This is a genomic window from Bordetella tumulicola (assembly GCF_054779135.1).
Map to the genome: position 1 here is coordinate 1,241,819 of NZ_BAAGYU010000007.1, position 23,294 is coordinate 1,265,112.

Here is a 23,294-nt window from a genome sequence, read left to right on the forward strand (position 1 = left end):
TAGATCGTAGAGCAGGACGCTTACACGCTAATGCTCGAAACCTCAAATTTCTATCCATAAATTATTTGTGGACGGAAATTTGAGAGAACCGGATACACCGGTATTGGGTAACGCTTGCAAGCACGGTATTCATCAGAGCCTTACACACGAGCCAACAAAACCCGCTTTATGCGGGCGTATCCAAACGAGGCCGCCGCCGCTTATGTTTCATCGACGCGCCGTATGCGCTCATATCTGAGCATAGGAGCAGGTGATAACAATGTTTGCTAATCAGAATAGGCCTATCAAGCAGGCTGCGGCTGAGCCGTTGTCAGTGCACTTTGCACCCGTGAGTAAGCAGGAACTCGACAAGGTAAGAACAACCGTGGCTGGTGATGCGAGTGACAAGCACTTTCTTCACACTAAATAATCCGTCAATCGTTGATAAATATATCTAATTTTTTTTTTTAAAAAACTCTCCCCGTCCAGCTCAGGCAGCGTTTTTTTTTGGCGTATTGCTAGTGCCGAGACAGGATATTCAAGCATCAGCTTTCTTTGCTCTTCAGAGTTACTCCAATTATCCCTCAGAATATTTTCAACAAACTCTCCTACCACATCGTCTAAAATAATATTGTTCGCACCCTTCGGAACCTTAATATCATTCTGAAAAGAATATACTGTTTTTATATTTTCGCTGAGCGAAACTATTCCTGCAATGAAAGTCCCTCGTCCAGCCACCAAGGACCTTGCCTTTAGGATTTTTTGTATATCTTCACGCAATGAACTATTTTGCAAAACCATAGGAATGCGCTTTTCAAACAGGAATATTTTGAGCGCACCTATAACTGGATTCCCTTCGTCCTCAAATACAATATGAACAACTCTAGGTTTCACCAGATCTATTATTTTTTTATAATAAGAAAATGGTGGCTGCCCATATGCACGATGTGGTGTTTTATTTTTATTAAAAATATCTCCCGACCTTACGTGAATTACGAGTTCATCTTCTTTGATAACATCACTTGGGCCATAATCAAATCCCAGTCCATGCTTAAATAACTTCGCAGCATCAATATTATTTAACCTTGAACTCATCAAATATTTATGTTTTTCTGAGTAAAAAAAATGTCCTGTAAGAATAGTTTCTGCAATACGTTCCGCCCCATGAGCAGGAATACATATCTCCACTCCTGCATCCTGGCATATTACCGGGAATCCAGTAGCAAACATTTGTTCAGCCCTGGCTCCTTGTGGCAAATAAATCTTTTTTACCCCTAACTTCTTTGCAATATTTAAGGCATTGCAAAGTTGTATTAAAGCATTAGAAAAACGACCTAGATGCACAATCTCTAAAGCAGAGATGTCCGAAATTCCAACTATACTTTTTGCGTCATAAATTGAACTTCGAATACTAATATAGTGCTTACGCTTTCTATTCTCAATTATGTGCCCATTTGGATCGACTGGCAACTGGTATTCATTTGCTAATTTGCGTGTCAGATCAGCATCAAACTCCCGTTTTTCATGCAATGCAATACCAATCGTTATTTGCGACAAATGGATAGGTGGCCCTGATTTATGTCGGAAAATTTTTAAGTAATTTTTTCCTATCATTCCAACTTCAATCGGAGCGCCGTTATAAATATTATCATCACCAATATCTACATCTATTTTTTCCCAGAACACACCGTCGCCAGAAACGGCAAATTGCACACCGCGCAGGCGCTCTGCCATTTCGACAGTACCGTACCGGTTATATAAATAAATCACACCCTCTGTCGAGATCGCATTCTCAGAAAACCGAATAACCACTTCAGGCATCGGATCTTCTGCTTCAGTATGAAATATAAAATCATTACTGCGGTTAATAGTCCATGGTTTTTTTCCAAACTTAGGATGCGAAATTTCAGACGAAGCAATAATTTCAATTTGATTTTCTTTCGGTAGCATTTTTTGAATTTATTAAATATTTAAGTTCAAAGAGATGGGAAATTTAAAATGCAAGCATTCTTGTTAACTATGCCTTCGTTGCCTCTCTAAGCATTATATTAGTCACTGTAAGGTGTAGCTCAATCTTATAATGTGGTGACACTCCATCATCAATGCCACCATCAGTGCCAAATATAAATTTGTTGCCATCCGTAAGCGATTTTTTATCTATATTCGAGGATATAAGTCAGAACATTTTTGGGCGTCAAAATGCGATCATTGAGAATTTCTATCTAAGTGCATACCTCACATCGTGATACGCCCCCTGTAAGAGAGAGTTAAGAACTCAAAAAATCCAGACTCTAAGATTTGACTTTCCGAATGTGGTAGTCAGCTGGGGTTTATTATTTGAACCTACAAAGGATTACACTACGATTACTATCCTAAAAGTATCATCTGAATCACATGATCTGCGGGATGGGCAAGGTCACTTCGAGTTGAGCAGCTCGAAATTTCAAGCGATTTTAAAGTTGAAAAACGAGCATCGCCAAGTCGGACAATGATAAACCCTGTCCGCTTGGCGCGGCGTCGTTGCATGTCCTTAGAGCGTAACATGGTAATATTCACATTTGGAAAAATCCCAATTACGGCCATCGACATATAACTCGAAAAAATACCATACGTTAAAATTACATCAAACTAATTCAATACGATGTGATAATAGGAACTACGTCCTAGAGTGTTGTCGGCAACAACGATTAAGTTATTGGCCAGATCATTTGCGCGAACCAATACGTCATCGATATAGAGACGATGCCAGGGAGATACCTTGATGTCCTTATTGCGTAACGTCGTCACTAACGGCATTCCGTTTAATTTGCACGGGATCATACCTACCACGCTTTCCAAATGGAATATTGTTTATCCAGGTATGGTGATTGCCAATCTATCGACCTTCTCGCCAACCAATAGAAGCGTGAACCTTCTGTCCTACCTTAATGTTTTCAACGGTAGCTGCCTCATCCTCACTCTCGATTGGAGTTCCCTGCAAAAAGCAAGGCGGATCACCGAACTCAGCTCCCTGTACCTAAGCTTTTCTGGATCAGTTGCGATTTTCATCGCCAATTCTGGCTCGACACTATGGAAATTTACCGTAATATGCTAGAAATAGGTAAGCGGCCGGTCAAATCGTGTAGACGTAACAACGTTGGGGGCAGCTAGACCGCAGACATCAGCTCTGCGGCAAGAGCTCGCCGATCTCGCTCGCAACGAGCCCACGAACAACCAGTTCGAGCGGCCAATCGCCTACGGTCGGATTTGGTTTTCGACCCAGTTGTTGCCTATAGGTACAGCCCCGTCGTCCAGGTAGCGCGTCAGTGCCACCCATCGCTTTAGGCTGTAGTCCAACGCGCGAGCGATCGCAGATCCTTCGGGCACACACGCCAACATCCGCTTGTGCAAGGTCTTGATAACAGGGTTGGATTTGATCTGACGGACACGATGTCGTTCGTCAGCGCTAAATGTCGCCGTTTCGCGCTCGACGTCGTAAAGTGAACCGATGCACGTCAGCGCGCTCGGCCGGCTGGCTTTGATTATTGGCGAGCAGTTCATAGAGTTTGCGACGTGCATATGCCATGCAACTGATCTCGGCCACACCGGTGCTGAAGCTCGCTTTGTAGCCAGCATAATCGTCACAGACCCGCTTCCCTTTCCAGTCAGCTAGGAACGCGCGAGCATGTTCGCCGGCTCGGCTGGGCGCGAAGTCGTACACCACACCCCTGATGGCTTCATAACTTGTCGGACAGTAGGCCCACAGATAGGCCCGATGTGTTTTCTTCTTTCCCGGATCCAGCATCTGCACGGGCGTCTCATCAGCATGCAGTACGTTGTGCTCGAGCAACTCATCGCGTAGCGCGTCGACCAATGGCTGCAATCGAACACCGCATACACCCGCCCATTCGCCTAACCTCGAACGCGGCAGCGCCAAGCCTGCGCGCGCAAAGATGCTTTCCTGGCGATGCAGGGGAAGGTGGTCTGTAAGCGTCCGGCCATCCCATATTGACACGCCCGCATAAGCGGGCGTTGCTGTTTATGGTGTTTGCGGTTGCCAGTTATGCGGCAATAATTGATCGATCCGGCTGGCCGGCTGCGTAGGCAGACGCGTGAGCACGTCCTTCAGATAGGCGTACGGATCGTGGCCGTTGAGTTTGGCCGATTGCACCAGCGTCATGACGGGAGCCGCTCGTTTTCCGGCGCGCAATGAGCCGGCGAACAACCAGTTCGCCCGTCCGAGGGCAATCGGCCTGATTCGCTGCTCTATGTGGTTGTTATCGATCGGCAACTGCCCATCATCTAGATAGCGCGTGAGCGCGACCCAGCGTTTGAGGCTGTAATCGAAGGCTTTGGCCGTGGCCGACCCGTCAGGCACACGCGTGCGTTGTGCCTGCATCCAGGCGCGTAGTGCGTCAACCAGAGGCTTCGCTTTTTCCAAGCGGATTTGTCTTCGATCATCGGGGTCGAGATCTTCGACTTGGCGTTCAACCTCATACGGTTGACCAATGTATTGCAGCGCCTGCTCAGCTAGCGGACTCTTGCTCGAGGCATGCAGGTCGAAGAATTTTCGTCTCGCATGCGCCATACAACCGATCTCGGTCATGCCTTGTGTAAAACACGCCTTGTATCCGCTGTAGTCGTCACAGACGAGGCTATCGTGCCAGTCGCCCAGGAAGGTACGCGCGTGTTCACCAGCGCGACCTTCTGTAAAGTCATACACCACCGCCTTCAGGTCCTCGAACGCCCCTGGCGCATAGACCCAGAGATAGGCTCGGTGCGTACTTTTGCTGCCGGGCTTGAGCACCTGCACGGGCGTCTCGTCGGCATGGACGACGCGATGCGCCAGAATCGCTTGGCGCAAGGCATCAACCAACGGCTGCAGTTGCACACCACACACGCCCACCCATTGGGCCAGGGTTGATCTCGATAGGGATATCCCGGCACGATCGAAGATCTGTTCCAGCCGGTACAGCGGCAGATGATCCAGGTATTTAGCAACCAGCACATAGGCCAGCAAGCCCGTGGTCGCTAAGCCCTTGTCAATGACGTGGGCCGGAACCGGTGCTTGGATGAGCGTCTCGCAGTTACGACACACCCATTTACGTCGGATATGGCGTTCGACACTGGCCACACCAGGGACATAGTCCAGCTTCTCACTGATGTCCTCGCCTATGCGCTGTAATTGGCAGCCACATCGGCAGGCCGTATTCTGCGGTTCATGACGGAACTCGATACGCGGCAAGCTCTCGGGCAACGGTTTACGTTTCGGTTGCTGTTTCGGCTTGGAGGACGTCGTCTCGGTCAATTGCTCCAACTCGACTTCGATCGCGGCGATATCCGCGCAGACCGCTTCCTCCAGCAAGCTACCTTGCACGCCAGAGAGTTGTTCTCCCTTCTTACCAAACTGGTAACGGCGCAACGCAGTGATCTCGTGCGTCAACTGCGCGATCTTGGTGTCCTTGAAGAGGATCTTATCCTCAAGCGCCTGACGCTCAGCCCAACTGTCCTGCAGCAACTGACGCAAGGCGTCAGCGTCCAGGTTCGCGAGGTCGGTAGCGGCAGGCGTGATCATGGCCATGAGTGTGCCACGCCTGCCTCTGTCACGTTATTGGAGCATGCCCCGATTGCGTGATGCCGCTCACAGAATATCGATGATCCCGCCTGCCCCGATCCGGTGCCAGGACAGTCCAATGACCAAGGCCCGTAACTGTTCCTTGGTCAATTCCATGTCTGGGCTTGTCAGGTGTGGCCACGTAAAACGGCCTTGATTTAAGCGTCTGGCCGCCAGCCAGACGCCAATGCCATCGTGCACCGACACCTTCATGCGATTAGCACGGCGGTTTGCAAACAGATAAGCATGGTGTGGATGTGCAGCACCGAATACCTTGACCACCCGGGCCAGTGTCGTCTCGGTACCGGCTCGCATATCCATCGGCTCGACCGCCAGTCAGATCTGGTCGATGCGGATCATCGCATGACTTCGCGTAGCCAGGCGGCACACCGATCCGACTGGGCCATCGGCCAACGTATCGATGCGCTCAGATTGCCGCGCTGCAAATCGATCAGAATCTCCTGCTGCTGCGGAGCAGCGACTGGCGTTGCCTCAGACTTCGGTAGCCGTAGCGGAATAAATTGAGCGGCGACATCACACTGAGTCAGTGACGTTTCTGCAAGCTCATGCCGGCCCAGCCGCTCATGTTCGATCATCCATCGACGCAACAGATTGGGATTAATGCCGTGGTCCATGGCAATTGCGGTCACCGATACACCGGGCTGCTGGCGGCTAGCTATTAGCTCAGCCTTGAATTCTGGGCTATGTGTGCGTCGGCGTCGACGAGTCGGCTGTTCGGGCTGCTCCATAGTGCATACGTGTCCATCATTTTTTAGTGGACACGTATGGTCTTACGACCTCCGACCTGCCTCAAGGTGTGTTAGCCGGACGCTTACGGTAGTCTGCGTATTTGGCCATCAATACCCGCGGCAACAAGCCCGAGGTCGAGATCCCTTTGTCGATCACCTGGGCGGGCACGGGCGCCTGCACCAATGTCTCGCACGTCGCGCAGACCCACTTGCCCCGAACATGGCGTTCTACCGTGAACACGCCAGGCATGTAGTCCAGCTTCTCGGCCATATCGGCATCGATCATTTCTCCCAACAGACTGGACTGCGTGCCGTCGAGCTGCTCGCTGCGCTTACCGAATTGGTAGCGTTTGAGCATCGCCATTTCGTGCGTCAATTGATCGATGCGGGTCTGGTGGTATTTCAACTCCCGATCTCTCTCGCTCAACTGTGCCATCAAGTCGGCCGCAAACTCGCGCAGAGCTTGCGCGTCGAGTTGGGCCAGATCCGGAACAGTCGTATTCATGTCGCGCAGGGTGCCAGACCCCTACGACGTCCTCAATTGGCGCATTTCCCAATTGGCACCAGGTGTGCGGGAGTTCTACAGCACCGTGATGATTCCTTCATCTCCGACGTGCCGCCAAGGTAAGCCCAAAACCAGTGCATTCAGTTGTTCTGAACTGATAGACAGGCCCGGAGTAGCCAGGCTATTGGCCCATTCGAAGCGACCTTTATTCCGGCGCCTTGCCGCTAACCACACACCAATACCGTCATGGATCAGCACCTTGATCCGATTGGCTCGCCGATTAGCAAATACATAGGCATGGTGAGGTCGTGCACGGCCAAAGACCTTCACCACCCGGCTCAACGCTGTCTCCGTTCCCGCACGCATGTCTAGCGGCTCCGTCGCCAACCAAATCACGTCGATGCGGATCACCGCAACCACTCGGAAAGCGAGGCCGCACATCTCGCAGCCTCTTGCGTGGGCCAGTACACGCTCACCCTCGTGTCGCCGTGGACGATCTCGATACGAATGTCGGAGTCAGTCGCTGGCGTAGCGGCGGCCCGAATTGTCGGAATTGGAATGAATGATGGCGCCGGCGGGACTAATTGTCCGGACTTCGCCAAACGAAGCCATTTATGCACGCGATGTTGGCAATCATGTTGTGCTTGAGCGCCACGCTTGAAACCGACTGACCTTGTTGGCACTCCGCCACTACCTCTCTCTTGAACTGTTTTGAGTAGGACCGTCGGGTGAGCTTAATCTCCAATTCCACTCTTGTCATCGCGTCCGCCTAAATTAGGCGGACACTATCTATTGGTGTCGGTCTGGCGGCAAGGTGTGTTTACCGGGTGCTTACGAATTATCAGACTTGCACAGCAAACGTTTGGATAAAAATGCTAGGCCGATTACAGCCTATCAGCCGCGCTGACGCTCGAGGTAATGCCTACATATAGAATTGATCTATTACTGAGCCACGGTAATAAATTCATGTCATTAAATTTGCGCGGACGAAGGCCCGTCGCCTTTGACCCATAAACTGGCGGCCGTAAGATCAGATTCGAGATATCGCATGAGCAAACTCAACCTATTGCCAGTCATTAACTATGACTACCGTCCTGCATTCAAAGTCGAAGTATGATCATTAATCGAGGAGATTGCTACGCTGAAATTATCCAGCCGGTAATTTAACAATGCGCTTGAAGTGATCTCAGGCAACATTCACCTCATCGAAAAGCGCGCCAAAACACATTCCGAAAGTAAAGCTGATCGCCTTGCCCGGGCCGGGGCTGTATCATTAAACATTCCTATCTCGAATATCCGTGGACTTAAGCAGAAGCACCGAGAAGTACACAAGCAACTTAACGATAAGCGGAAATCCCGCCTGCATTTCCGCAGTACTCAAATATTATTCTGCTCAGTGAATTCGGCGGAAGTAACACGTACAGCACTCCATACCCACTCATTTTTTTATGCAGTATCGTCCGTGGCTGCGCAGACGTAGTCAGGGCGTACTGTCCCAGTTGCACCGCCCGATATACCAACTGATGGTGTACAAAATCAAGGTCGAAGATTAGCCATTCCTCTTCGAAATGTTTGATTGAGGACAACGCGACCCCACAAACACCGGGACTGCATATCGACTCCAACTGCGGTTCGATGGTGAACGGCGTTATATATCTGAGTGATGCAAAGCGATCTGCGAGGTCCTCTATGCAACGTTGACTGTAGCAACTACTGGCTCTTCGATCTTACTGATTGAGTTATCCGAAATCTCCAGACAACCGCAACGTCTTTCGTGAAATGAACGGCCGCTTCAATCCTCTTCCACCATATTACAAGAGATAGGTGGCGCGCCAACTTTGGGCACCACCTAATAGACGACATACCAACATCCCATGTCATCTCTCGAAGTTAACGAAATACGCTTCAAACAAAGTACGATTGGTTCGTCTTGATCCAGACGCAGTACATTGTGATGGTCGCGCAGAGGCTCGGGAGCGAATGGCAATCATTTTCGCTCTGCACCCATCTGCTCTAGAATCACGCAACTAAGCTAAATGGAACCCACCCCGCCGAAAAATGTGGACGAACCTGTAGGAACGGGGATGCAAGTGTTTGAGCACGAAATCGTGACCCTACGCCACTTTCCATTCTTAAATTCAGCTGCTGCAGATCTGCAGATATGAGGAAGACCAATAACATTCTCGGCGTACTTACGCCCATTCTTGCAGGTCTTAGGGACGGAAATCGTGCCTCAGTGTCTGAGAGCGGACACGTAGATCGCGGTGGCGACTAGAGCCATCGCTGCACAGTGAACTCAGCCAGGTTAGAGGCACGGCCGCCGATCATCCCGGGCCGCAATAGATTCGATACCTAGCACGTCCCTACTTTACGTTGGCGGACCCCGGCGTCGCCAGCGCTTCTATCGGCGGTTCCAACCGGCTCAGAATGTTTCGATAAAGCCGCACGGCATAGGCAGCGTCCAAACGCGCTCGTTCAACAGTAAATTTACTGACGTCTTTCTTGGTGTTATTCATGATCAACTCATCTAACACAGCGGATCTGGCGACATTACCTACTAACGTTGCTTTCACAAGCTCTAGCGCTAATTGCTGATTGGAGAGTTCTGCCGCAGCAGCTTTAGATACACGAGTTGCCATCGTTGCGCCTTCTGATATTAATTGGAAAAGAAACGGTACACGAGACTGGACTGTTATGTCACCAAACGTTGTCTATCGTTGATTTTTAAAGAATACGACTCCGCGGCTACATGACTCCCACCGTGACTGCGACGAGCATGCCGCAGATCCGTCGCCGGAGCGTGGATCAAATAGCAAATGATGTAATGACTCTTGGTACGGTTCCCTCATAAACGACGTATCGGGTGCAATCGCCAGTATCCGCTAATCCTTCAAAATATCTGTAGTGAGCAGAAGTAGGATTTCCATGATCTTGAGATTCAACATGATGAAGGCGTCCCATTACACGGACGGCCAGATCATAGTCCGGCTCAAGGAATTGGAGGAAACAACCTGACAGCCGAACGATGCATGTTGGAGAACGCTTCAAGGGTGGGATCATGTCCGAAAGGCCAGAGCCTTCAAGACCCGCTATGGATGTTAACCAAGCCCGATCCATTGATTTCATGCACAACCAATTGGCCGACGACAGTAGTATTCGGCTGCTCAATGTAGCGAATAACTACAATCGCTTGGGCTGAGCATGGGGGGAGCTTCCCTTCCCCGCCGAGCATGTGACCCGCGCGCCCTGCATCAGATTTTCGAGTAACAACAACGTACCCCGAAAAACATTCGCTATGGTAGCAACGCCAAACTCATCCGCTGAGAATGATGTTGGAATGGCGGCCTATCGCCCCGCCACTCACGCCCAACGCGACACCAAAACAGAAACTTGGTCGCAAAACGAGTTCACCCAGTTACCTCGTTCTGCTGCTCCTCACCGTTGCCCCAAAAAGTAGGCAACAGCTATTCGTTTCGATGAACGAAGCAACGATCGACAACGTTCTCGAAACAATGGCTCGGGCTAATCCACGAACGCGAGCAATGATCTGGCTTGTCCCTGTAGTCTCTGCAGCGTGGCCTCATCCTCATCAGTCCAGACCGCAGCCTCGGTAGCTGCAATGAACCGCTTGAAGTCCTCAAGCTTAGCAGTACGAAGATCAATAGCGCGTTCCGGATGGCCAATTTGGTCATAGAACCGTTTTGTCTTCTCACGCACATAAAGAGAGAACGTCGGAATACGCTGCGAATACGACGTAATAGCCAAGTGCAGATGAGAAGTAAAAAGCGCTTTCAGTCCAGCAAGACGGGGAAGAAACTCTTGCAAGTGTTGGTACGTAAGAGTCTCGCTGGACGGAGCGTGGGCAGCGAGCGTAGGCTGACGCCAACCATTCGCCACCAAAACAACATTCGACGCATGAGTGTTTGCGTAAGTCCTCACGGCCTCAGCAATCAACTCAAGATCGGGATTCTCTTGTACGTCCTTAAACTGCGCTATATCAAACTGGAGGCCGATCTTGCCGCTAGGTTTGGCCGCGAAGTCCAGGTAATCAGAACTAAGCAGCGCACAATCCGCTCCTAGCACGACCTTCTCACCACTCACACCGATGCTCGCAAGGTGATCCAAGGACTGCTGGTCTCGGACGCCGATTTTTTGTGCAATCAATGACACTCCAAAAGCGAGCATTTTGGAGCGTTCAAGAATCCAGGGGCCAGCACCAACGCTGGTGACAACAACCTTCTTGCCTGTCAGCTCGCCAGCAATGGCCGCGCGAGCAACAATATCCAGATATGACGCGCCAGGTTTCGAACCAGAGGTGTCAGACATAATTCCGCCACCGCCCACAACAATAAGATCTGCGCTCTTAAGCAACCCATCGTATGTCTCGGTGAAGCTAGTCCCCAGCCATTCAGCGTTGCTCTTACCAAGTCGCGGCACCGAGACATTGTATCCCTCCCGCTGTAAGTGCTTCGCTAGAATCGCACCGACCAAGTCATCACCGAAATTGTGAACCCGGTAGGGGCCGACCACGACAGCTTTTTTTCTACCTTTGAGAGCCATTGTTAACCACAAGAAGTTTAATGTTGGCTGATGTTAGCATAGATAATTGTGAATTTAACTACCTATAATTTACCTATTAATTCTGGGCTAGCATCACCTAATATTACCTATTAATTGCTGGGCTTGCCTCCCTTTCCAGACGGGCCAGACAGCATGATCATGCATCGAGAGAGAAGCGATAGCGCGAGGCGGAAGGCATTTCATGTACGGGCTCAAGCACGAAACATTTCGGTCGGCTGAACAGCCCAACAACAACGTATCGCACGTCGCACGGAATCTTGTCTGGTTCCTAGCGCCATAGGCGCTAGGTTGGACAGATCCGCGAGAGTAGTTGGGAGACGACGCCTAGCAAATCGCTCAAGCGCATCCAACAGTAAGAAGTCGAGAAATTTGTCAAGAATCACCCAATTCCCCCGTTGAGGATTATTGAACGACCACTGACACCAGCGATAGGACGTATGGCAGCCCCCCGCATGGCGCGATCTGCGCAAATGGTGGGAACATTATGATAGACATCGCGAGGCACAATTGAATCGGAACCAAACTTGTGGCGCTGAACAAGCGCCGCCGTCATCCGCCGGATACGGATCCCGTTCAGCACGCACAGTCGCCGCGAATTACCGGGCAGAGGCTTTATTACGGTTAAAGCACTCAATCGGACGTCGGTAGACGACTTCACTTCTGTCTGAACCGTCGAAGGCAAGCCCTACGTCACAGTAATGATGGACTTTTCCTCACGTCACATCGGGACTGCTCAACGCAAGCCGACATGATCTGACTGTTGATAGCCGACACTGGGCCGCGGTACTCGACTATATAGAAAGGTTTTACAATGCACGATGCCAGCATTCAACGCTGAGCTACGTAAACTCCATGCAGTTTGAGACGGTGGCTTGTTAGATTAAACAACCTGTCCGGAAGGACAGAGCAAGCCCAGTGCTTCAGGTCGATGGTTCGTTTTATCAACCAGAAGGCGAATTTTATACTTGCCGGGAAATTTGCGCCGAGTAATGAATAACTTAGTAAACGAACCAAAGGGTGTTGTGTACGCACCGCCACGTCTGGCGAGCGCATTGCCGCGCAGTATGCCAATTTTCAGTTCACTGAGAGGAAGTGGAGTAACCCCAGGCCGGAGCAGCTCGTCATGGCGATTAAAGTCTTTAACTCACAAGTCTACAGCAATCCTTATCAAAAATTACTTTACACTGCGATCGAATCTAGATATCAGCTCGCTTCGGGATCTCTAAGTCAGGCAATTACTCTGCAACGGCTCCATAAGCACTCGCTGTATCATATTCACTGGGAGGAGTCTCTTTTTGCACGGTGCACGACGACTGCACGAGCAGTTCGTGTACGGCAAGAGTATGTGAGGAAGTTAAAGCACTATGTTGCTTTGGGAGGAAAGGTAATCTGGACGTTGCACAACGTCAAGCCCCATGAATGGCGATTCGTCCAGACGCTTGTATCTCTACGCAAAGAACTCGCAGCGTTGTCTCATCGTATTCTGGTACATAACCAGACGGCGCTATCGACATTGCAAGCTCAAACTGGGCTTACCAGTTTATCCACAGTCAGAGTTTTGCCACATCCCGCATATTTTGACGTCTACGAGCCGGCGGATCAAACTATCGCACTCGCCGGACGGCCACCGAAGCATCCGCGCATGCTTTTGCATTTTGGCTTGGTGCGCGCTTATAAAGGTATCCCCGACTTAGTACAGAAGCTACCTGAAGAATTTATGGTGGCTCATCAATTAACCTTGCATATTTGCGGCAAACCCGTACGGGCAGATAGCTTTTTAAATGATCTGCTAGCTCAAACGCAAAGTCGTTCGGATATCAAATATAGTCTTGATAACGTGCCTGTTGCGGAAGTTGCCGAGCTTCTAAGATCTCACGCGGGGTTGATATTACCGTATCACAAAGTGCTTACCTCCGGTGTAGCCATCCTGGCGTTAACGTTGGGAGTGCCCATCGTGGCGCCTGATACTTCGGCAATGCGGGAGCTATTTCCTGAATCGTCATATATTTTGCTATTTAACCCACGCTCAACAAAGGATCTTCGCCGTGCGGTCCTGACGCTCGTGGATATGTCCGCAGAGACGCGGATGCGGATAGCTCAGGACTGCATTAAGAAAGCGCTTGCTATTCGTCCAGAACTGATAAGTAAGATACTCGGTGAAATTTATGACGAATTGCTGGGATTGACAGGAGGTAATGAGGGCCACTCATCTATAACCGCTATACACGCGCCGTTCGTTGATATTTTCCCAAACGAGACGCCGATTTCATTACAAGACCAAAGACAGGCGAGTCGAGACCGCATTGCACCCCAACATCTTCCACCATTGCTCTTCCGATTGATATCAGAGGATATGGCAATGGTAATCAATGAAACTAAATCGGATTCAGCTGCGCTTTCTAATCAGCACTTAGCGGTTGAGTTTGCGATAGCGACATTAGCTAGCAATGTCACCCGATCAACTGTGTCTGCCGATTTGATTCTCAATAATACCAAGAAAGACGTCAATAAATTCACGATCGAACAGGCGCGCTTAGACGGTGCGTACGCTGTTCGGCTCTATAAAAATATTATGAGCGCATTAGAGACGGCAGACGACAAAGCCGACACAGCTGATGCTGGCGACAAGTAGAGTGAGAGCCGATATCTCTATGTACCAATGGAGCATCGATGGTATCGGAATGTCTTTTCTTTTTTTTAGCACGAAGACGAACGGCAATGTGTCATGAGAATCGTAAGCACTTCTCCGAATAGAAATGGAGCAGCGCTTACTACTTTTAATTTTACGGGCCACTAGGCGATTTAGTCAGCTCTTTATCTAGACTCTCATTCCAAGCGCAGGAGCCGTATAATTTATTCAGAAATTTACTTTTTCGTGTCGCCTTACGGGTAACATCATTACATTGATAATCCCGTCCGTCGTTCGCGGACCAGTTCTTTTGTACATTAGGTGTTGCATCTACAGCAAGTATAGTTTGATATGCTGAAGCGGCGGAAGCCGAGCAACTTTTAAATTCGTCAGGCAACTCATTTAGCTTCTCAGCTCTTGCTAGTATGCTACTAAGCAAATCCAATACATGCATCTGATAGCCGCAATCTTTACCTTTACTATTTAAAAAATACCCGCCCTTCTTATCGTTATCGACCCTTACTCCGTAGTAAAGCCAGTGCACTTTGCCAATACCTACTGGAGCGCTCAGGAAATCTGCAAAATTTGGAGAGGTATTCGCACCAACGTGGCCGTTAGAGAATACGAGTTGATTAACTCCTGCGCGAACGGCATTATTAATCCGCTTTTTTTCAGTAGACGTATCATTCATGGAGTCCGCGATTAAACCCAAATCACGTACAACGTGTAAATTCTGATTTAGCGTGCCACCCGCTATGGAAGGAAGATCTCGTCGTGTCACTGAATGAAACCAAGTGCACTGCAATTCCGGAGATTTATCACATTTGACTGAAGTGGCGAGGCCACCTTCAGTAGTGTCTGTCAGCAAAGTATTGACAGAAAGCATAGCGATGGATCTATAAAAAGCGGCATCTCTCATGCCAATTTCTCCACCAGCCTTCTTCGACAATCTCGCAAACTGACTGAGAAAATAAGCCATTCCAGACTGTCCCATACCATTGTATGGAACCCCAATTGAATTGGTCAGCGCTACACGTTCAATACCAGGCTTTATTTTAAACTCAGCATCTACAACCTCTGCATACGTCAACCCCTTAGCATTTCCTTTATCTTTATTCGAATAAAAGCGTACATAAGGTTTCTGAAGCTCAGAAACAATTTGGTTGCGCACGAGATCTTGAATTCGAACTTTCTTACCGCTAATTGTGCGTAGCGTATCTGGTCCCCCATGATTCCATACATCACGTAATTGTCTCATGCACTGCGTCAAACCGTGCCAGTAGTCCTTCACCTCATAAACCATCGTTTTTGAGTTTACTGGGCCGCATGCCTTACTGCGAGCCACAGCTGATTGATTATAATCAGCTGACGCCCTAGCATGTGTAGCCTTATTCGAGCGCGCGGGTTCATCTTTTGCTGCAGCACCACCCGCCACAAATACAAGAAAGAAGGCCAATAGCACTCTGGTCGGGACGCAATGCATATTATCAAAAACCTTTTAAGTTTATAGTCAGCAGCATCACTCTTGAAGTGAAGCTAATCGAGCCTGCCCCCTTGAATCGAGATAAGACTCTAACGAATGTATAGCCTTGTCGTTGCCACCTTTTTCATTAAACATTAAATAAAGTGACGGGCCATTGTCGTCTGTGGCAACCAATGTATTAGCTGAATAGTCCGTATGCACCATATAAACTGGTATATCATTAATCGCTGTATGCCATTTAAACCATAGATCGTCTGCCGTACGAGCTAAACGCATCGCTTGGTGAACATTCAATACATCTCTATCAAAGAACGACGTGTGATAAAGAACACCATCCTTTCCGGTTGGCAATAAAAAGAGGCTAGGATTTTTGCCGATCTTAGCTTTCATCCAGCGACGGTATGGCACAAATCCATTAGCGTCTCGCCTCATGTTATGACCTCGGTAACTTATAATGCAATGATAGCGTCGATAATAATAGACTAACGTCGACAGCCAATCTGCCGGATAAACGGTATCATCATCAGCAGTAACGATCAACGCATTATTAACCAATGGGTCAGCCAACACAGGTAATAGCTTGCGATACGATCCAATATTTCGTGTATATAGCCATTTGATTTTATCAGTGCGCTCAAGCAATTTTTGACACTCAACAGGAATGTCAACGACTCCCTCATCCAGTAAGAACGCATCCGGTGATACGTGAACTCGTATCTCGAAATCGGTAAAATCCTGTTCTAACAAAGACACTAAAGTCAAATGCAAATTTGCCATACGACTGCTAATCGCAGCCAGACTAATGATCACTTTTTCCATTTAGCATTCCGGGCGCAAAGGGTAAGGAACCACAACAGGGGTTGTAGCACAAAGCTGTCGATCATTAATCACTGGCACTCTCATACGTTTACCAAAAGCGTCTCTGAATAGAGAAAGGAACGCCAAGTTATTGCGCGCAGTACGATTCGACAAACTGGCGGCAGTTGCAAAACAATAAAGTAAGGGATAATCGATATGAGTATATGTATGTTTGCCATAAGATGCTTTTAGCCGCTCACGAAACTCTACATCGCCGCGCGAGCGAACTTGCGCAAAACCACCCAATGCGTTGAACACATCACGCCGGAACATCGATGTCATAGTACCGTCACCACGTAGTTCAAGACTGTGTTCGAATTGAAACCTTGCCATACTGTCCACGCGGACGTGCGACGCAGTGCACAATCTGAGCAATGGATCCTGCAAAAAAGCTGCAACTTGCTTTTCAAAGCGCTGCGGATGAGCATAATCATCCCCATCTTGAATTGCAATAAATTCACCTGTAGCGATCTCCAGTGCCCGATTACGACACACATAAGGACCGGAATTTTTTACCATACGAATGAATTTGATTCGGGAGTCTAACAATGCAATGTCTTCGATGGCTTTCGAATCGACAAGGTCGCTGCCATCATCCACGACTATGACCTCAACGTCGTCGTAAGTCTGTTTCAACAAAGAAACAACTGCCAACCTCATCAAGTCCAGATCGGGGTTGTAAACGGTAACTATTGCGCTCACTCGACCCGATTCTCCTGACACAGGAGGAAGAGGTGCCTGATTGGCAAAGCCCTCGAACAAACTGTGAATAGACTCACCAATAAAAGGCATAGTCGCCACATCATGCACGTCACCCCAACGTTCGAATGCGGCCTGAATCAAATGGTTATTACGATCATAACTTGCAGCCACAATACCGACGTCATCGATGATACTGGACTCCGTGTCCTGTTGAACAGGCACATACTTACGCACAATATCGGTATCGCCAAATAGAATTGCCAAACCTAACAAATCCATGCGCGCAATCTTGGCAGGGTATGGAATTTCTCCGGAACTCAGTCCCAATTGACTAATCTCACTGGAGTAAATTCTCAATGTCCGCAACAGCGCTTGAGGTTCATGTTGCTCAGCAAAATAGATCTTTATCAATTGCACAAAGTCGTCACGTTGATGACGAATTACCGCATCAACAATACGCGGTAAAAGAGGTGCATGTGATAAATAAAACTGTATGTTTGGAACGTACTTAAATTCGTCCGGATCTAACTGTGCAGAAAATAAAGCCTCGCCGATCTCTCTGGATAAGTTGGAGGAAGTCAAAAGCTCCTTATGAGAAGACTGTTCAATCATTCCAATTAACAAGAAAAGCGTACGAGCCGAACAATACTTCCGGCACATGTCCACTAGCCTAAAGACAATCCGCTTAGCAGAGGCTTGTAGAATCATTGGAGCGATTGCCAACACAATTGCATTCAAATCACCTGGCGGCAGACTGATTGCAAACATCTCGAAAATGGGGATGATATGGTTGGGGAACCGCTTGATCAGGGCTGGAGCATTGTGTGAAAATACGCGCGCAAAATCTTCCTGACATCCAAGAAATTTGCACATATCTACAACACCAGACAAATCCTCCTCGCTCATACGCTTGGGCGTTTCAGGATCCTCCATGTAGCGCCTCAAATAAGTTTGCGCGACTAACTCTTGCCCTGTCGTTGCAGCTTTTCGCAGCAGTTCCGTAGGGAACTTATCCAATTTCAGCGGCGTCCCCGGTTGAGCTGCTGCGACGCGGTCCAGTTCAGCCAATCCTTCCCAAGACCCTCCGATACGAACCTGATCGAAAGTCTCGGCTGCTCCATACCAATGCGCGCGCACATCGCTGACGAAGCCCTTATTGTGCTCAGCGGAGTTAGCGTAGCTTCCGCCTAACAGGCGGTTGGCTTTCAATGCATTATTAGAAGCATGCTCAGCGTCAGCGCTCCCTTCAACTATGAAAGGCAATCGAGTAGCTGCGACCACATAGGAAGCGTAGTTCGAAAACTGATTCAAACTTTCCTTAATATCGTGAACCGTATAACCGCCCAATGGGAGCATGCCGAGATAGGAAACATCACCACCACTTGCAAGACTTACTCGAAATTCTGCCTCCGTGCGTTGATATGCCACTGGCACCAAAACAACAGAGCGATTACCGTTCGCGACAGATTTTCGAACAAAATCTTCTACGTACCCTGTCGGATATTTGAACGCCTCTAACAGCACAAAAACAACCGTTTCATCAGGAACTTGATGAGCCTCTAAATACTTAGCTATTTGCAACAACGGATAGCCCGTACCGCCAGATGCTAGATCTACGGAAGAGGCATCCGACGATTGCCGCATGCTGACCGTAACAGCACCTCTTGGCAAAGGTTGTAGTGACGCATCGTGGGGGAGGTCATGAAATACCAAGCAACTATTGCGAGCCTTCTGCCAAGGAGTTTCATCAGCAATTTTATACCCTCGACATTCGATTCGAACGGCTGATGAATCAGAAATCGTCGTAATATGGTGCACACGTTCTAACGCTTGTGTTGACACGACAGTGTCCGTTGCACGAGCAATTAAATCCATGCTCGCAAAGCTATCGTGTACGTCCAAAACGGACACTGAGTGTCGTACCTGCGCACCGGAATCGAGTAGGCCAGCCAAATATCCAATGGAGCCGACGCCGATATACCGTGGCTCGCTCATGCGTAACTGCCATCGAGCAGTGTGATATCCGTTCGACTTGTCTTCTAGACGTACGATACGGCAGCCAAGTTCCGAGAGCGATTGCCACTGAGACGCAACAACGGATGGCTCTTTTTGTTCTGGGTATGCCAATACTATCTCTATGGCAGCATAATCTCGCTCAATGCTAAGATTGCGAGGAATCGCGTCTAACGTATGCCACAACGCTGCTTGTTCTATCTGTTCTTCCAATTTCGAACTGCGATTTCTAGGATAGTCGGATAACAACTCTATATATTTTTTAGGTAAGCCAGATATAGGTGGTGCCACACTATTCGTGTATGCCGTACCCAATACGTTAATTTCATAAAGGTGCTGAACCGTACCTGCTAACTGTGGCCGTACGATTCCTGTCACGCTTGCTAAAAAATCGGGATAGCAATGCCAGTCCTGTCTCAGCGCAAAATCAAGTACCAAGAAACGCTCGGCTACTCCATATACACCGTCAAAAACGGCTCTTCGAGCTAATAAATAGGCGGAGGCTAAATCCCCGCTATTCGCTTTCTCGTCAATGGTGACTAATAATTCTGGGTTAGCCCCCGACTCCGGAAGCTGCACAGTTCGGGCTTGACCAGGGAGCAAAAGACCGCCATTTGTCGGCAGGACATTTAACCGTTGCTCTCCTTTCATACCCTCAATTTCAGAAAGGTCAAATCGAAAACCAATTGGCACAACCAGCGATAAACCCGTTTCCCTTGCGATGGTCTTTTGGTTGGCTACTATCGTCGCGATTGGATGTCCATCTGACGTTAACGTAACCGATACTGGCGCGCCTGGATTACTTAAATCCATGCACCAACCACTGACGGTATACGGAGTAGTGAAATGCCAAGCACCTGTCAAACCAGGTGCCTGAAATGCAACCAAATCTTCGGCCTTACCCTCAGCCAAAGCACGAAGCTGACGCCTTACTCTCTCATCAAAAGGATCAACAAAATTTGGCAGACTATGTTCTTGATTTTGCTCCGCCAAGGCCCGCGCAACGATGTGTTCTGTGTCAACCACAGCCTGACTGAATCCATCCAGCCAAATAGCTTCCCATCCAAGCTCCTTACCACGTTCAATCAACTCGGAAAATACTAAGTTATCTGCGCAACCCGCTTCTAGTCCTTGTGCGAAGACATAATCTTCAGCAGTACTTGCCAATAAGCAATATCTGTCATGAGTCTCTTCAATAGAATGGTGAACGTCTCTAAGAACGCTGCCTTGACGCACACTCGCCTCGCCACAATCATCTTTGACATATTGCGCGTACAAAACACTAGCATCTAATTTGTGATCCAACATCTGGCCAATGCTGTCACCCCATTCTGCAGAGGGAATAACGTTCGGTTGTGTCAAGACGATGACGCTACCGGAACTGGTAGCAACGCCCCGATTAAATCGGAAAGCGAGATTAGCTCGAGCCGGCACATCTACAAGCAAAATATTATCCGGAGTACGAGCCTCCAATAAAGTACGTGTCTGTAACTCATTCGCCGATGACACTAACACGAATTCCAGATCGCGGACCTTCGCGCCAATTTCCGCGCGCCAATTTTCGATAGCTTGCGCCAGTTCACCTGCGCTACTTTGCTCACCAACGGAAATAACAATCGAGAGCCTAGCTTTTCTACGAGCCTGAAGCCCTTGTTTAATCTCATTCCAATCAATTAGCAGCTTGCTGCGAACCACATGCTCCCAAGCCCCGCTTTCAGTCGATGTAATGCGATCACGGCCCCATCTATCATCATATTCGACGCCCACGAATGCAGCATATTCGGTTACCGAATCTTTGGTATAACGAAAAATTAAATCCCAGTCCACCATTCGGCGCAGAGATTCATCAAAGCCGCCCCGATTAATAGCCAATGAGCGTCGATGCACAAAAGTATTTAAATCTATATAGTTTCTCGATAACAGAGCTTCTCGGTCAAAAGACTGTCCGCGATATTTGAGACCGGAAATCCGCATTCCAGAATAAGCACAATCCAATTTCTCGGTCATCATATAGGTGACCATTGTCGAAAGAAAGGATGGGCGCCATGTATTGTCGCTATCCAAGTAAGCTATCAAGCCCCCTTCTGCATTCGACAATCCATGGTTGCGAGCCGCCGACACACCCTGATGGCTCAAAAGAAAATAGCGAATACGGGGGTCTTTCTTTGCCATTGCAGCCACGATACGAGCGGTATCGTCACGACTACCATCATCACAAACTAGAATCTCAAATTTCGGATAGTTCTGTTCCAGTACCGACTCAATCGCCTTCTGAATACGATCCCCTCGATTCCATGTTGGCATCACAACAGATACCAATGGAAGTGAAGATGTGGCTAAAGCACTGAAACGACTTGCTATTTCTTGCAGGAATTCAGCCTCCCGTGAAAGATCGAAATCAGTGTAAACACCGGTAGAGTCATTAAACATGGAAACAGAATTAGTCAATGCACTAGATGGTTTAATCTCTCGATTTTCCTTCTGCCCGAATTGCGTGTAATGTAACAATGGATTTACACCAGCTGATTGGACGTCAGGATTACTGGCAAGATAAAATTTACTATCGAATTCCGGTCCAGGATTTCTTCCCAACGACGCACCATATTTATAGTAATGAACTATCGGGTCCAAGCCCGATAGAGCGACATCAGGATACTCATTAAGGTACCACTCCTTATCAAATAAACCTGAATTTTCTATAGCTTTAATATGATTCTCATTGATCATCAGATGCGCCATTGCAATCCCTTGAATTCTTACAGAAACCCATTTTTCTCTAGCAACATTAATAGAAGACAATTACTTAACTTTCCCAAACGTCATATAGTGAACTAAGGGATTCATCTTTTGATCTAACACGGCAGGATACTCGCGGATATACCCCATTGTTGAGAACCTGGGGCCGGGGTCACGTCCTTCCATTGCACCAAATTTCACATAATGCATGGCTGGTTCCATACCACTTTTCGCAACGTCGGGATAGGTTTCAAGATACCAAGTCGCATTAAAATACTCTGAACCCTGCACTATTTCTATCTCAGCCGTCAAAGCTTTCTTCACTTTTCTTCCACCGTCGTTACCGTTCACCCAAGACTTCAATGATCGAAACAACTTCTTCGTCGAAGGTTTAACAGTTGTTCCTGTAACGCTCGCAGCTGTTACCTCGCTTTTTGCGCTCGACCATTCTTGCCGAAGAAGCTGAATCTCTTGCGACGCATCCTCGAGTTGGGAGGTTAAATTTGCCGTTTCAGTAAAATGAGCTTGTAGCTCCTGCTTAGCTTTATTTCTCTCGCGTTCAATTTGGACGATCTGTTTACGTGCGGCTAAAAGTTCGTTGCGCACAAACGCTATTTCAGCATTCAAACTTTCAGTCTCTTTTGAAAGTTCGATAATAGTCTGTTCGTATATTCCCAGCGTATCATGCTCTGCTTCACTGTGAGACAGAGCACTAGATTTATCTGCTGGACGCTCCGCATATACTGCATCTTCATGCTCGGTTGTAGAGGCTAAATTCTCCGCGAACTCTTCTTGTTTAAGCAAGCGCCCTACAGCGGCATCTCTGGCCTCAAGCATTACAATTAAATCAGCAATCTCACGATTGCGCTCATCGAGTTTAGCGGTGAAATCCTGTTGCTGACACGCCATCTCCTGAAGTTGTCTCTGCAATCGTTCAACTTGACTATTTCCAGAGTCCAGAGATTCCCCTAGGGGCGAAATGTATGCCTCAGGCTGTACCCGATTACCCTCCGCACGCGCTCGAAGCGCCTTATCGTTTGAAGAGTCATTGGAGTGATCAGAATTTCGCTCCCTACGACCATGTGAAGTGCCCATTCGCCGAATACCTCGTTCATTTGATGAACATTCGAAATTTACATCCGAAATTCATCGTAGCCATCACGCATGAGGCCGCTTATATATCTAAATCGAAAACCTAGAATATTTTTAAAAAATACTACAAAATTACTGCGCTGGTTTTATGATAAACAAAAAAACAATACATTTCATTACGACGAAATATTATAAAAAAATATTTTTATGTTTTCAAAATAGGGGCTCGGCTTCTACGCTACAGAGTTTTCTCACGAAATTCCCCTTTACAATAAGGCTCTAGATACTAGTACATATTCAAATAATCCATAACTAAAACGGATTACGTTGATCAAAAATACCTTAAAACAGTATTTATAACTCGGTACTTACAG

13 protein-coding genes and 2 pseudogenes are annotated in these 23,294 nt (G+C 48.2%); 1 reads left to right on the forward strand and 14 read right to left on the reverse strand.

The genetic code is table 11. The annotated features are described in order from the left end of the window. Positions 1-396: 396 nt before the first annotated feature. From ACYVDM_RS14090 to ACYVDM_RS14135, 10 genes and pseudogenes are all read right to left on the reverse strand, one after another. On the reverse strand, positions 397-1,929 hold the full coding sequence (locus tag ACYVDM_RS14090; protein ID WP_415792830.1) for a DUF2442 domain-containing protein: 1,533 nt from the start codon (positions 1,927-1,929) through the stop codon (positions 397-399). Between the two features lie 1,287 nt (positions 1,930-3,216). Continuing rightward, a pseudogene (tnpC, locus tag ACYVDM_RS14095) lies at positions 3,217-3,943 on the reverse strand (IS66 family transposase); the annotation flags it as partial. 54 nt (positions 3,944-3,997) lie between these two features. Beyond that, positions 3,998-5,533 carry an IS66 family transposase gene (tnpC, locus tag ACYVDM_RS14100; RefSeq protein ID WP_415792854.1) on the reverse strand — a complete coding sequence of 512 codons (1,536 nt, stop codon included), beginning with the start codon at positions 5,531-5,533 and terminating at the stop codon, positions 3,998-4,000. Between the two features lie 66 nt (positions 5,534-5,599). Then, on the reverse strand, positions 5,600-5,908 hold the full coding sequence (gene tnpB / locus ACYVDM_RS14105; protein ID WP_415792853.1) for an IS66 family insertion sequence element accessory protein TnpB: 309 nt from the start codon (positions 5,906-5,908) through the stop codon (positions 5,600-5,602). Positions 5,909-5,928: 20 nt separating this feature from the next. After that, on the reverse strand, positions 5,929-6,321 hold the full coding sequence (locus tag ACYVDM_RS14110) for a transposase (RefSeq protein ID WP_415792829.1): 393 nt from the start codon (positions 6,319-6,321) through the stop codon (positions 5,929-5,931). Positions 6,322-6,409: 88 nt separating this feature from the next. Then, a pseudogene (locus ACYVDM_RS14115) lies at positions 6,410-6,826 on the reverse strand (transposase domain-containing protein); the annotation flags it as partial. Between the two features lie 75 nt (positions 6,827-6,901). Continuing rightward, positions 6,902-7,237: an IS66 family insertion sequence element accessory protein TnpB gene (gene tnpB, locus ACYVDM_RS14120; RefSeq protein WP_415792828.1), complete on the reverse strand. Its 336-nt coding sequence runs from the start codon at positions 7,235-7,237 to the stop codon at positions 6,902-6,904. A gap of 169 nt (positions 7,238-7,406) precedes the next feature. Beyond that, a complete protein-coding gene (locus ACYVDM_RS14125; protein WP_415792827.1) occupies positions 7,407-7,586 on the reverse strand; it encodes a transposase in 180 nt (59 codons plus the stop codon). A gap of 1,603 nt (positions 7,587-9,189) precedes the next feature. Beyond that, the gene (locus ACYVDM_RS14130; RefSeq protein WP_415792826.1) at positions 9,190-9,465 is read right to left on the reverse strand and encodes a hypothetical protein; all 276 of its coding nucleotides are present in this window, start codon (positions 9,463-9,465) and stop codon (positions 9,190-9,192) included. Between the two features lie 883 nt (positions 9,466-10,348). Beyond that, entirely contained in the window at positions 10,349-11,386 is a 1,038-nt protein-coding gene (locus ACYVDM_RS14135; protein ID WP_415792825.1) for a polysaccharide pyruvyl transferase family protein, read from the reverse strand. A gap of 1,144 nt (positions 11,387-12,530) precedes the next feature. Here ACYVDM_RS14135 and ACYVDM_RS14140 point away from each other — a divergent pair. Beyond that, a complete protein-coding gene (locus ACYVDM_RS14140) occupies positions 12,531-14,039 on the forward strand; it encodes a glycosyltransferase (RefSeq protein ID WP_415792824.1) in 1,509 nt (502 codons plus the stop codon). A gap of 151 nt (positions 14,040-14,190) precedes the next feature. Here the strand turns inward: ACYVDM_RS14140 and ACYVDM_RS14145 are convergent, their stop codons facing one another. The 4 genes from ACYVDM_RS14145 to ACYVDM_RS14160 form a co-directional block, all read right to left on the reverse strand. Beyond that, positions 14,191-15,492, reverse strand: a complete 1,302-nt coding sequence (locus ACYVDM_RS14145; protein WP_415792823.1) for a hypothetical protein — start codon at positions 15,490-15,492, stop codon at positions 14,191-14,193. A 63-nt stretch (positions 15,493-15,555) separates the two neighbouring features. Beyond that, positions 15,556-16,338: a glycosyltransferase family A protein gene (locus tag ACYVDM_RS14150; protein ID WP_415792822.1), complete on the reverse strand. Its 783-nt coding sequence runs from the start codon at positions 16,336-16,338 to the stop codon at positions 15,556-15,558. Beyond that, positions 16,339-21,891, reverse strand: a complete 5,553-nt coding sequence (locus ACYVDM_RS14155) for a glycosyltransferase family 2 protein (protein WP_415792821.1) — start codon at positions 21,889-21,891, stop codon at positions 16,339-16,341. Beyond that, a complete protein-coding gene (locus ACYVDM_RS14160) occupies positions 21,892-22,923 on the reverse strand; it encodes a hypothetical protein (RefSeq protein ID WP_415792820.1) in 1,032 nt (343 codons plus the stop codon). Positions 22,924-23,294 lie beyond the last annotated feature (371 nt).

Bases quoted from the DNA above. Each gene is read 5' to 3' on its own strand.
- ACYVDM_RS14090 (WP_415792830.1), bottom strand. From the start codon at position 1,929: ATGCTACCGAAAGAAAATCAAATTGAAATTATTGCTTCGTCTGAAATT.
- tnpC (WP_415792854.1), bottom strand. From the start codon at position 5,533: ATGATCACGCCTGCCGCTACCGACCTCGCGAACCTGGACGCTGACGCC.
- ACYVDM_RS14110 (WP_415792829.1), bottom strand. From the start codon at position 6,321: ATGGAGCAGCCCGAACAGCCGACTCGTCGACGCCGACGCACACATAGC.
- ACYVDM_RS14125 (WP_415792827.1), bottom strand. From the start codon at position 7,586: ATGACAAGAGTGGAATTGGAGATTAAGCTCACCCGACGGTCCTACTCA.
- ACYVDM_RS14130 (WP_415792826.1), bottom strand. From the start codon at position 9,465: ATGGCAACTCGTGTATCTAAAGCTGCTGCGGCAGAACTCTCCAATCAG.
- ACYVDM_RS14135 (WP_415792825.1), bottom strand. From the start codon at position 11,386: ATGGCTCTCAAAGGTAGAAAAAAAGCTGTCGTGGTCGGCCCCTACCGG.
- ACYVDM_RS14140 (WP_415792824.1), top strand. From the start codon at position 12,531: ATGGCGATTAAAGTCTTTAACTCACAAGTCTACAGCAATCCTTATCAA.
- ACYVDM_RS14150 (WP_415792822.1), bottom strand. From the start codon at position 16,338: ATGGAAAAAGTGATCATTAGTCTGGCTGCGATTAGCAGTCGTATGGCA.
- ACYVDM_RS14160 (WP_415792820.1), bottom strand. From the start codon at position 22,923: ATGGGCACTTCACATGGTCGTAGGGAGCGAAATTCTGATCACTCCAAT.